This is a genomic window from Rhizobium sp. NFR03 (assembly GCF_900111275.1).
Taxonomy (GTDB): Bacteria; Pseudomonadota; Alphaproteobacteria; order Rhizobiales; family Rhizobiaceae; genus Ferranicluibacter.
Genome location: NZ_FOGR01000001.1, coordinates 898,683 through 910,859 on the forward strand (window position 1 = coordinate 898,683; position 12,177 = coordinate 910,859).

A 12,177-nucleotide genomic window follows, 5' to 3' on the forward strand; every position below is an offset into this window, starting at 1 on the left:
CGATGCTGCGATACATTCTCTGGCGTGTCAGCGCCATGATCCCGACGCTCGTCATTATTTCCGCGCTCGTCTTCACCATCATCGAGCTTCCCCCGGGCGATTACTTCGAGAGCTACATCTCGGAGATGCGCGCCCAGGGCGAAGGCGTCGATATGGCGGAAATCGAGGCGCTGCGGGCCGAATACGGCTTCGACAAGCCGCCGGTGATGCGCTACTTCTACTGGGTCGCAGGCATGCTACAGGGCGATTTCGGTTATTCGTTCGAATACCAGCTGCCGGTCGCCGACGTCGTGGGCGATCGCCTCTGGCTGACCGTGCTCGTCTCCTTCGTCACCATCCTTTTCACATGGCTCATCGCCTTCCCGATTGGCATCTACTCGGCCACGCATCAGTACAGCTGGGGTGATTACGGGTTGACCTTCCTCGGCCTGCTCGGCCTCGCCATTCCCAATTTCATGTTCGCGCTGATCCTGATGTACTTCGCCAATATGTGGTTCGGAACGTCCATCGGGCATTTGATGGACCAGAAATATCTGTCGCAGCCCATGAGCTGGGACAAGTTTCTGTCGATCCTCGAGCATCTCTGGATCCCCGTCATCATCATCGGCACAGCCGGAACCGCCGGCATGATCCGCCGCCTGCGCGCCAATCTGCTCGATGAACTCCAGAAACAATATGTGGTGACGGCGAAAGCGAAGGGCCTTCATCCCTTGCGCGCACTGGTAAAGTACCCGCTCCGCATGGCCCTGAACTTCTTCATCGCCGACATCGGCTCGATCCTGCCGGCCATCATCTCCGGTGCGGAAATCACGGCCATCGTGCTCTCGCTCGAAACCACCGGCCCGATGCTCATCAAGGCATTGCAAAGCCAGGACATGTATCTCGCCGGTTCGTTCCTGATGTTCCTCGCCTTCCTCACCGTCATCGGCGTGCTCGTCTCGGACATCGCGCTGGCGCTGCTCGATCCGCGCATCCGGCTCCAGGGGGGCAGCACGAAGTGACATCAACGCATCCGCCGTCCACGACGTCCTCCAATACGCCTCCCGCCTGCCTGCCCGCATCCGGCCAGCCCCTGACGCACTTCGTATCCACAGCGCCCTTCGATCCCATGGCCGTGGAAACCATGAGCGAGGAGCAGAAGCACGTCTATGAGGCATCCCAGCTTCGATTGATGTGGTGGAAGTTCAAGCGGCACCGGGTCGCCCTGATCTCGCTCGTCTTCCTCGTGCTGCTCTATGCGATGATCACGGTCGTCGAGTTCCTGGCTCCCTACAATCTGCACACGCGCAACGTGGATTTCATCCATGCGCCGCCGCAACAGGTGCATCTGTTCGATGACGGTCAGTTCGTTGGACCGTTCGTCTATGGCCGCACGATGAACCTGGATATGGACACGCTGCGCCGCGTCTATACGGAAGATCCCGAGCGCATTGAAAAGCTGCGCTTCTTCTGCAGCGGCGACGCTTACAATTTCTGGGGTCTCGTTCCCGCCTCGCTCCATCTCGTCTGCCCCGCCCAGGGCGGTGAGTTCTTTATGCTCGGCAGCGATCGGCTCGGTCGCGACGTGCTGTCGCGCATTCTCTACGGCGCGCGAATTTCGCTCACCATCGGCCTGCTCGGCGTAACGATGAGCTTCATCCTCGGTATCGTTATCGGTGGTCTCGCCGGCTATAAGGGCGGTGTCTTCGACCTTATCGTCCAGCGCGTCATCGAGGTGCTTCAGTCGATTCCGAGCATTCCGCTGTGGATGGCGCTTGCGGCCATCATGCCGGTGACGTGGAGCCCCCTCGTCATCTATCTCGGCATCACCGCCATCCTCGGCCTGCTCGACTGGACCGGCCTTGCCCGCGCGGTGCGCTCCAAGCTCCTCGCGCTGCGCGAGGAGGACTATGTGCTCGCAGCCCAGCTGATGGGCGCACGGACCAGCCGGATCATCGGCCGCCACCTCGTTCCCGGCTTCATGTCGCACCTGATTGCCAGCGCGACCATGTCGATCCCGGCAATGATTCTCGGCGAAACCGCCTTGAGTTTCCTCGGTCTTGGTCTACGTCCACCGATCACCAGCTGGGGCATTCTCCTCACGGAAGCGCGCAGCGTCAGTACCATCGCTTTTTATCCATGGTTGCTCTACCCAACCATCCCGGTCATTCTCGTCATCCTGGCCTTTAACTTTCTGGGCGATGGACTTAGAGATGCGGCAGACCCGTACAAGTGAGTATTCCATGGTGATGAAGCCTGCCCTGTGCATGGAGCCGCGCCGATGACGCGTCGCATCGAGAATGCCCGCATCCTCATGTACAGCCACGATACGTTCGGTCTCGGACACCTCAGGCGGTGCCGGGCGATCGCACATGCGCTCGTGGAGGACTATCGCGGCCTGCAGGTCCTGATCATCTCGGGCGCCACCATCGCTGGCGCCTATGATTACCGGGCCCGCGTGGATTTCGTGAAGATCCCGAGCGTCATCAAGCTGCGCAACGGCGAATACACCTCCATGGACCGGCATATCGATCTGAACGAGACGCTGAAAATGCGCCGCTCGATCATCCGGCACACCGCGGAGACCTTCAAGCCCGACATCTTTATCGTCGACAAGGAGCCGATGGGGCTTCGCGGCGAGGTGGAAGACACGCTCGGCTATCTCAAGCATCAGGGGACGACGCTGGTGCTCGGCCTGCGCGAGGTCATGGATGCACCGCATCTGCTCGACGCCGAATGGAAGCGCAACGACGTGATGCGCAAGATCGGCCAGTTCTACGACACGGTCTGGGTCTACGGCCCGCCGGATTTCTACGACCCGCTGGTCGGTCTCGACGTCCCGGCGCAGGTCCGCGCCCGTATGGACTTCGTCGGTTTCCTTCAGCGCAGCGTCTCGCTCGATGTCAGCTCGGAGCACAAGCCGAAAGGCGACTATATCCTCATCACCACCGGCGGCGGCGGCGACGGCTCCGACCTCATCCACGACGTGGTGGATGCCTACCGCGCAGACCCGACGTTGACGCACCCCTCCTTTGTCGTGCTCGGCCCCTACATGCCGGCCAAGCAGCGCCACAAGCTGCTATCGAAATGCGCGCTGACCCCGCACCTGACGGTGATCGAGTTCGACAACCGCATGGAAGAGCTGATCGCCAATGCGAGCGGCGTCGTCGCCATGGGCGGTTACAACACCTATTGCGAAATCCTCTCCTTCGACAAACCAGCCTTGATCGTCCCGCGCGTCGTCCCGCGCGAGGAACAGTTGATCCGCGCCCGCCGCGCCAGTGAACTCGGGCTCATCGATATGCTGCTGCCGGAGGAAGCCGCCGACCCCAGGCGGCTGGCCGCTGCCCTCCATGCCCTGCCCCAGCGCGCACCGCCTTCCCATCATGCCAGCAACATGCATCTGGATGGCCTGAGCAATATTTCGCGCATCGTCGGGAACATGCTAGACGGGCGGGACCGCGACCATCTGAGCGTCGTCAAGGCCTGAAACCTCATGCAAAGCCGCAAGATCGTCGTCATTCTGAAGGGTTATCCGCGCCTGTCGGAAACCTTCATCGCCCAGGAACTGCTCGGTCTGGAACAGTCGGGGCTGGAGCTGTCGCTGATCTCGATGCGCCACCCGACCGACAAGAAGCGCCACCCCGTTCACGACGAGATCCGCGCGCCGGTTCTCTACCTCCCCGAATATCTGCATCAGGAGCCGCTCCGCGTGCTGCGCGGATTGTGGAAGGCCACCCGTCGTCCCGGTTTCCGCAAGGCCTTCGCCGCCTTCCGGCGCGATCTTGCCCGGGATATTTCGCGCAACAGGGTTCGCCGCTTCGGGCAGGCAGCCGTTCTCGCGGCGGAGTGGCCAGCGGGCGGCGATTGGCTGCACGCCCATTTCATCCACACGCCCGCTTCCGTCGCAGCCTATACCAGCCTCCTGACCGGCATCCCGTGGACATGCTCGGCACATGCCAAGGACATCTGGACCTCTCCCGACTGGGAGCTTGCCGACAAGCTTGCCACCAATCGCTGGACCGTGACCTGCACCGAAACCGGGTTCCATCATCTGAGAACGCTTGCCGCAGACAAGACGACCGTGCATCTGAGCTATCACGGGCTCGACCTCGCGCGCTTCGCACCCTTTACGCAGGAGCGCCGCCGGCGCGACGGAAGCGATGCCACTGACCCCGTCGTCATCCTCAGCGTCGGTCGCGCCGTGGAAAAGAAGGGCTATGATCTTCTGCTAAAGGCGCTGGCGGACCTGCCTGCTGATCTGGCCTGGCGATTCGTCCATATCGGCGGCGGCACGCTCGCGAAGTCTCTGAAAGACATGGCGACCGGTCTCGGCATCGCGGATCGAATCGACTGGCTGGGCGCGATGGCGCAAGAGGACGTGCTTGCCCGCTACCGCACCTCCGACATCTTCGCGCTCGCCTGCCGCATCGGCGCGGATGGCGACAGAGACGGTCTGCCGAACGTGATCGTGGAGGCTTCCAGCCAACGGCTCGTCTGCCTTTCCACCACGATCTCCGGCGTGCCCGAGCTTCTGTCCGACGGGGAGAACGGCCTGCTGGTTCCGCCCGAGGATCCGGAAGCGATCACAAAGGCTCTGGAGCGCGCCATTCGCGATCCCGATCTTCGCCAGCGACTCGGGGATGCCGCCGAACGGCGTGTCCGCCAGGATTTCGACTACCACACCAGCATCACCCAGCTTCGCAATCTCTTTGAAACCGAATGGCGGACAGCCGAATGACCGATCCGGAAACGAAACGCGTTCTCTTCTACGTTCAGCATCTGCTCGGCATCGGCCATCTCACCCGCGCGAGCCGCATCGCCAACGCCCTCGCTGTCCGCGGTTTCGACGTGACCGTCGTGACCGGCGGCAAGCCCGTGTCCGGCTTTCCCGGCCCTGCCGTCCGCCATATCGCGCTGCCGCCCGTCGTATCGAGCGATGAGGGCTTCTCCGCTTTGCAGGACATGGACGGCAACCCTGTCGATGACGCCTTCCGCGACATGCGCCGGGACAGGCTGCTCGCTATCCTCGACGAGATCAGGCCGCACGCCATCCTCACGGAGGCCTTTCCGTTCGGCCGGCGTCAGATGCGCTTCGAGCTTCTCCCCTTCCTCGACGCCGCCCGCGCCATGCCCGAGCCGCCGAAGATCTTCGCCTCCGTGCGCGATATCCTTCAGAAGCGTCCGAAGCCGGAGCGAGACCGGGAGACGGTCGATTATATCGACCGCTATTTCGACCGCATCCTCATTCATGGCGATCCGACCTTCGCCCGGCTGGAAGAGACATTTCCCCATGCCGACGAGATCGCCGACAAAGTGGTCTATACCGGCCTCGTCGCCCCGCCGCAGCCAGACGCGCCGACAGACCGTTTCGAGGTCGTCGTCTCCGCCGGCGGCGGCGCTGTCGGCCGGCACGTGCTGCATGCGGTCGTCGGCGCGACGGCCATCCTCCGGCCGGAAAAACCCTGGGCGCTGATAACCGGCCCCAACCTTGCTCAGGCCGACCACGACACGATCGTTGCCGGCGTCGTCGGTAACGTCGAGGTCTTCCGCTTTCGCCCGGACTTCGCGAGCCTTCTCTCCGGCGCAAGCCTCTCGGTGTCGCAGGCAGGCTACAACACGGTCTGCGACATTCTGCGCGCGCGCTGCCGGGCCATCGTCGTGCCGTTCACCACGGGCGGCGAGACCGAACAGGCAGCCCGCGCCGAACGTCTGGAACGCCTCGGCCTCGTAACAGCACTCGACGATGCCGATCTTTCGGCGGAACGGGTGGCCATGGCCATTCGCGCCGGTCTCGATGCCCCCGCCTTCCCCGCAGGCGATCTTTCGATCGATCTCGAGGGCGCCGACCGGACGGCGGATATCCTCCGCGAGATGCTGTAGGTCGCCGCGACGCCCGACACGATACGGCAGTCTTTGAGAGGACGCTTTTGCGGTGGTTTTCCCGCCGTGACTGCTATAGATTCCACCTGAACGGAGGAGACAGACGAGCACCTGGTCCGCCGCGTCGTCTCCGCTTCGTCTCGATGGCAGCCCTTCATGGAAATACGCCTTACCCGTTACATCTGGACCCACACGCGCAAGCAGCAGATGTGGATCCTTCTGGTCGTCGCCGTCTCGATGATCCCGTACTTCCTGTCGTTCGATCTGCCCAAGCAGATCGTCAACGGGCCGATACAGGGGAAGGGTTTCGAGCAACCGGGCGCGACCGAGCGGTTCTTCGACATCTCCTTCTCCCTGCCCTGGATCGGCAACGTCACGCTGTTCAACGGCATCGACCTGACGCGTATGGAAACGCTCTATGCGCTGAGCGTCGTCTTCCTCCTGCTCGTCATCATCAACGGTCTCTTCAAGCTCTACATCAATACCTACAAGGGGCGGCTCGGCGAGCGCCTGTTGCGCCGCATCCGTTTCGAACTCGTGGATCGCATCCTCCGGTTCCCGCCGACCCAGTTCAAGCGCATGAAGGGGGCGGAAGTCTCCTCCATGGTGAAGGACGAGGTGGAACCGCTCGGCGGCTTCACGGGCGATGCCTTCGTGTCGCCCGCTCTGCTCGGCGGGCAGGCGCTGACCGCGCTCGCCTTCATCTTCATGCAGAACATGTGGCTCGGCTTCATCGCCGCCTTCATGGTCGGCATTCAGGCAACGATCATTCCGCGCATGCGCCGCCGCCTTCTGGTGCTCGGCCGCGAACGCCAGATTACCGCGCGCGAGCTTGCGGGCCGCGTCAGCGAGATCGTGGACGGTATCAGCACCATCCACGCCTACGATACCTCGAACTACGAGCGCGCCGATGTGGCAGCGCGGCTGGGGCGGATCTACAAGATCCGCTACGATCTATACCAGTGGAAGTTCATGGTGAAGTTCATCAACAACTTCCTCGCGCAGCTGACGCCTTTCCTGTTCTACTGCATCGGCGGTTACCTTGCCCTGCGCGGCCAGCTCGACATCGGTCAGCTCGTTGCGGTCATCAGCGCCTACAAGGACCTTCCGGGCCCCCTGAAGGAGCTGATCGACTGGGACCAGCTGCGTCAGGACGTGCAGGTGAAATATGTTCAGGTGGTCGAGCAGTTCACGGTCGATCCGCTGATCGATCCGAAGATCCAGGCCATCTCCGCCGTTGGCGCAATTGCAGCCGGCGCGGCCGTTGCCGGCGCTGCGGGAGCAGCCGGTGGCAAGGACGAGAACTGCGCTCCAGCCGGCCCCCTTGCAGCATCCGGCCTCATCCTTGCCGACGACAGCGGTGCCCGCCTGCTGGAGCATGTCTCGGTCGAGATCAAGTCGGGCGAGAAGGTGGCGATCATCGGCGGCGCCGCCAGCGGTGGCGACGTTCTGGCCGAAGCCTTCGGCCGCCTCATCTGGCCGGAGGGCGGCAAGGTCTCGCTTGGCGGCGAAGACCTCCTTCACATGCCGGAATCCGTCGTCGGCCGCAGCATCACCTATGCATCGTCCGATACATATTTCTTCTACGGCTCGCTGCGTGACAATCTTCTCTACGGCCTGAAGCACGCACCGCTGGCAGCAGCCACCTACGAGGGCAGCCTCGCCGCCCATCGCAAGTGGGAGGTGGTGGAAGCCAAGCTCGCCGGAAATCCCGACTATGATGTCAATAGCGACTGGATCGACTATATCGCTGCCGGCGCGACGCACGCCGAAGATCTCTTTCCTTCGATCCTTGCAGTGCTCGACACGGTGCAACTGTCGAAGGACATTCTCGACCTTGCACTCCGCACCAATATCGACCCGGCGGACAGGCCGGACTTTGCGGCCAGCATCGTGGACATGCGCCAGGCCCTGCGCGAGGAGCTCGAAGAAGCCGGCCTCAACGGGCTGATCGCCTATTTCGAGCCCGGCGAATACAATATGGAAGCGACGGTCGGTGAGAACCTGCTGTTCGGCACGGCGACAGCCCCGAGCGTGGCCGGCCGCGCGATCGCCAAGAATCCCTATTTCCGCAAGGTCGTCTCGGAAACCGGCATCGATCGCGTGCTTTTCGACATGGGCTACCAGATCGCCGAAAACGCGGTGGAACTCTTCGCCGACCTGCCGCCGGACCATCCGTTCTTCCAGCAGCTGACCTTCATGACGGCCGACGACATCCCGGCCTACCAGTTGCTGCTGCAGAAATATGCCGGCAAGGGACTTGAGACGGCGACGGAGGACGATCGCTACCAGATCATCCGCCTGAGCTTCAACTATGTCGAGCCCCGCCACCGCTTCGGTCTTCTGACCGAAGACCTGATGGCGCAGATCGTCGAGGTCCGCCGTCAGTTCCACGAGAACATGCCGGAAGACCTCCAGCACGACATCGAGCGCTACGATCCGGAAAAATATCTCGCCTCCGCCAGCCTCATGGACAACGTGCTCTTCGGCCGCATCAGCCATAAGCACACGGACGGCTCGAAGCGTATCCGCGCCATCGTATCTTCCCTTTTGAACTCGCAAGGCCTGATCGAGCAGGTGCTGGATATCGGCCTCGACTTCAATCTGGGTGCTGGCGGCAAGCGCCTGACGGCTGTCCAGCGTCAGAAGCTGAACCTTGCGCGCGCCATCATCCGCCGCTCGGACTACTACGTCTTCAACCGGCCGCTCCCGAGCCTCGATCACCGGCTTCAGGACGAAATCGTCCGCGACGTTATGAAACTGCTGACCCGCAACGGCGCCAATCCGGCCATCATCTGGGTCCTGTCGAACAACGGACTGACGAAGCTGTTCGAACGCGTGCTCGTCTTTGATCGCGGCGCGCTCGTGGAGGATGACACGCACGCCAATCTGGTAAACAATGACGGTGTCTTTAAACAGTTGGTAACCTCGTGATAGTCGAAGGCACCAAAAGACGCACAGACACCGATGTATTGCCCGGAACGCACGGGCAGGCAGCGCCGAATATGGGGAGTTGACGAGCTGATGTTGCTGAAGGACGAAGTACAAATGCTGCGGCGGGTGCCGCTCTTTTCCGGCGTGGAAGCGGGGAAGCTGAAGCTGCTGGCCTTCACCTCGGACCGCGTGAGCTACGGCGTCGGCGAAACGCTCTTCCATCAGGGCGATGCCGGCGATGCAGCCTATGTCGTGCTGGATGGCAAGGCAGAGATCCTGGTCGAATCCTCGACCGGCCCGATCCGCGTAGCCGAAGTCGAGCGCAATTCGATCGTCGGCGAGATCGCCATCCTGTGTGACGTCTCGAGAACGGCAACCGTGAAGACGACCACTGCGGTCGAGGCCCTGCGCATCCGCAAGGACCATTTCATCAAGCTCCTCACCGACTTTCCGGAAATCACCATCGAGATCATGCGTGTGCTTGCAGACCGCCTAAGCCACACGACGAGCGAATTGACGGAAGCCCGCAGCCGCGTGCGCGAACTCGAATAGGCTTTAATCGGAAGGTGTCGGAATCAATGCCGTGATTTCGCCCGTCCGCAGATCGATCCGGAAATCTTTCGAGGGCAAACCCCGGCGATAGGCCTCGAAAAGCGACAGCATCGCCGCAATGCCACCCTGTGCCGAGCCCTCCGGCCAAGGCTGCGCGAGATAGAGTGCCGAAAGCCTGTCATAAAACCGCAGGCGCTGCGAAGAGACCGAAGCCAACCCGAGATCGCTTCCCATCCTCAGGCGATACCAGTCGCCAAGGAACGCGATCGCCGACAATGTCTCCGGGGCGCCCTCGCCGCAAGCGTTCGTCTGATCGCGCGCCACCGGAAGCATGGCAACCGCATCCTCCATCGGAACGACGGGTCGAACGGCGAGCCGCGCGAGATCGCCGAGCGTGGCCGCACGCAATAATGCGCCGAGCGGCGCTGGCCATTCCCGCTTCAGGTGCCGCCGCCAGGCGAGATGCCCGACATGAGCCGAAAGAAAGTCGCCATAGCGGTTCGCCTCGGCCATTCCCCCGGTCCTGACGCCCGTGCGCCGCACTTCAGCGCTGTAAAGCGCTCCGATCGCTGGATCCATCGGCATATCGCCGAGAGATACCGTCTCGATCTCGGCGGTATCTCCGTGCAACGTCAGGATCTTGTAGGCCGGGGGAAACCCGACGAGCGAGGGAACGGCGACGTTCACGAAGGCTCCGTCCCCTCGCCGCATCCGCGCCGTGTCGTTGACGTGAAGATGTCCGCTGAAATGCAGCGGGATGCCTGCCGTGATGAACGCCCCTCCGACCGCATCCGCCGGAATGCGGCCCGATGTCGCCGTAGGCCCGAGCAGCGCGACTTCCGCCGCCCGCGTTCCATCCAGCGGATCGAGCGCTGGATAATGGGAGAACGCAATGAGACGCTTGTCGAGACGCCGCGCCCGCGCTCCGACATCGGTCATCCAGTCGATCACATGGCGCTTGTGCACCAGCATCGCATTCCAGCCGGCGGACGTGCTGTCGACCCACTCGTCCGAGCCATCGATCGGCACGAACACGTTCGCGTCGATCATCAACAGCCACAGCCCCTCGACCGGCTCCACGAGATAGGAGGCCTCCATCAGAGGTCGCTGCGTCGATCCGCTCGATGAGACGGCGGTGAACATGCGTTCCGCGCTCGCGCCCTGCATGCCGAAGGGTGTTTCCCAATGAAGATAGGATGGCTGCGGAAAATAGCCGTGCTCCGCGACCGGCAACAGCCCGTCGGGATAGCCGGGACAGAACATGTCGGGAGACACCGTCACTGGAAGATCGTGTGGAATCCCCGGCGGCAGGCAGGCGCCCGAGGTGTTGACCGGATGGCTCGTCACCACCGCGCTCGATCCGTCCGCCGCCAGAAACCGCTTGGTACGATGTCGGCCGGCGTCGGCGAAGATGTCATGGTTACCAGGCACCGCAAAGAACGACATACCATGCCGCTCGCCATAATCCTTGAGAATCGCCGCAACGGCTGCGGTGGTCGCGACCTGCCCGTCGTCTGTATAATCGCCGAGGAGAACCACGTAACGGATACCTCGGGAAGCGACATCGTCGAGCGCCGTGCGGAAGGCCTGAAGGCTCTCGTTGAACACCCGCGTGGACCGCGCTGCCTCCGCCAGAGGCCGAACGGAAAGGCCACAGGTGTGGACCGCGCCGGGAAAGCCGAAATCGGCAGCGGGGTCGTGAACATGGGCGTCTGCGATCACGGCGATCGGCGGAAATTCCTGGAGAGGCATGGCAAAGGCAACGGTTTTGAAAGCGGGATCAGATAGCGTGCCCTTGTCTGTGACACGAGAAGCGAGAAAAAGCGAATGCCTGTCTCGCTTCATGTGGACAGTTTGGATAACATGGCGAAAATACGGCCGGACGCAAGAAGCCGGCAGGGTCGATCCTGGCCCACCGATAGCAGAGGGACAGCGTCGGCAAGCCACCGAAAGGGGGCGTGTCGAAACTGAAGCAAAGTGTGAACGACAATCTGTTTCGCGTACGTTTCTGGGGCGTTCGGGGAAGCCTTCCGGTAGCGGGGGCCGAGTTCCAGCGCTATGGCGGCCGGACCGTATGCATCGAGATGCAATGCGGCAACGAACGCCTGATCTTCGATGCAGGCTCGGGCCTGATGCCGGCTGGCGTCGCGCTCAAGGCCGAAGGCGTGTCCGCGTTCAACCTGTTCTTCACCCACTGTCACTACGACCACATCATCGGCCTGCCCTTTTTTCCGCCGCTCTACGACCACTCCGCCGACGTGACGCTCTGGTCCGGGCATCTTGCAGGGCGGATGTCGACGCGCCAGATGATCGGCGAGTTCATGCGGCCGCCATGGTTTCCGGTCGAGCCCGATATCTGCCGCGCGGCGCTGGATGCCCGCGACTTTCGCTCCGGCGATCTTCTCACGCCCGTCCGCGGCGTCGAAATTCGCACCGGCAGTCTCAACCATCCGGGCGGCGCCGTCGGTTACCGCGTCGAATGGGGCGGGCGCGCCTGCGCCCTGATCACCGATACGGAACATCACCCCGGCACGCTCGACCCGACGGTGCTCGGCCTGATTGAGGGCTGCGATCTCTTCATCTACGACGCGATGTATGACGACGCCGAAATGGAACGGCATGTCGGCTACGGCCATTCCTCCTGGGAGCATGGCATCCGGCTCGCCAAAGCAGCCGGCGCAAAACGCGTCGCCTTCATGCACCACGCACCCTTCCGCACCGATGATGCGCTCGATGCGATCGAGAAACAGGCGAAGGGCCTCTTTAGCGGGGCATTTGCAGCATTCGACGGGCAGATCGTCGATCTCTGAGCAGGAAGCGTCTTCGAGG

The 12,177-nt window shown here is 62.7% G+C and carries 9 protein-coding genes; 8 read left to right on the top strand and 1 reads right to left on the bottom strand.

Going from position 1 to position 12,177, the window contains the following annotated elements; translation table 11 throughout:
• Positions 1-2 precede the first annotated feature (2 nt).
• The 7 genes from BSG19_RS04245 (at position 3) to BSG19_RS04275 (ending at position 9,348) form a co-directional block, all read left to right on the top strand.
• Complete coding sequence (locus tag BSG19_RS04245) at positions 3-1,001, top strand: ABC transporter permease (protein WP_092985094.1); 999 nt, start codon at positions 3-5, stop codon at positions 999-1,001.
• Positions 998-2,215 (top strand): ABC transporter permease, encoded by a 1,218-nt coding sequence (locus tag BSG19_RS04250; protein ID WP_170865855.1) that lies wholly within the window; start codon positions 998-1,000, stop codon positions 2,213-2,215. The genes BSG19_RS04245 and BSG19_RS04250 overlap by 4 nt, the downstream gene beginning before the upstream one ends.
• A 45-nt stretch (positions 2,216-2,260) precedes the next feature.
• On the top strand, positions 2,261-3,469 hold the full coding sequence (locus BSG19_RS04255; RefSeq protein WP_092985096.1) for a glycosyltransferase family protein: 1,209 nt from the start codon (positions 2,261-2,263) through the stop codon (positions 3,467-3,469).
• 6 nt (positions 3,470-3,475) lie between these two features.
• On the top strand, positions 3,476-4,720 hold the full coding sequence (locus tag BSG19_RS04260) for a glycosyltransferase family 4 protein (protein ID WP_092985098.1): 1,245 nt from the start codon (positions 3,476-3,478) through the stop codon (positions 4,718-4,720).
• Positions 4,717-5,862, top strand: a complete 1,146-nt coding sequence (locus tag BSG19_RS04265) for a glycosyltransferase family protein (protein ID WP_092985617.1) — start codon at positions 4,717-4,719, stop codon at positions 5,860-5,862. Before BSG19_RS04260 ends, BSG19_RS04265 begins: the two co-directional genes overlap by 4 nt.
• 156 nt (positions 5,863-6,018) lie before the next feature.
• Positions 6,019-8,796 (top strand): ABC transporter transmembrane domain-containing protein, encoded by a 2,778-nt coding sequence (locus BSG19_RS04270; protein ID WP_092985100.1) that lies wholly within the window; start codon positions 6,019-6,021, stop codon positions 8,794-8,796.
• A 90-nt stretch (positions 8,797-8,886) separates the two neighbouring features.
• Positions 8,887-9,348: a cyclic nucleotide-binding domain-containing protein gene (locus BSG19_RS04275; RefSeq protein ID WP_092985102.1), complete on the top strand. Its 462-nt coding sequence runs from the start codon at positions 8,887-8,889 to the stop codon at positions 9,346-9,348.
• Positions 9,349-9,351: 3 nt separating this feature from the next.
• On the opposite strand, the gene BSG19_RS04280 is transcribed toward BSG19_RS04275, so the two are convergent.
• Positions 9,352-11,100 carry a metallophosphoesterase family protein gene (locus tag BSG19_RS04280; RefSeq protein WP_170865856.1) on the bottom strand — a complete coding sequence of 583 codons (1,749 nt, stop codon included), beginning with the start codon at positions 11,098-11,100 and terminating at the stop codon, positions 9,352-9,354.
• Positions 11,101-11,327: 227 nt separating this feature from the next.
• On the opposite strand from BSG19_RS04280, the gene BSG19_RS04285 reads away from it, so the two are divergent.
• Positions 11,328-12,158, top strand: coding sequence for an MBL fold metallo-hydrolase (locus BSG19_RS04285; RefSeq protein WP_092985619.1), 831 nt, complete (start codon positions 11,328-11,330; stop codon positions 12,156-12,158).
• Positions 12,159-12,177: the final 19 nt, after the last annotated feature.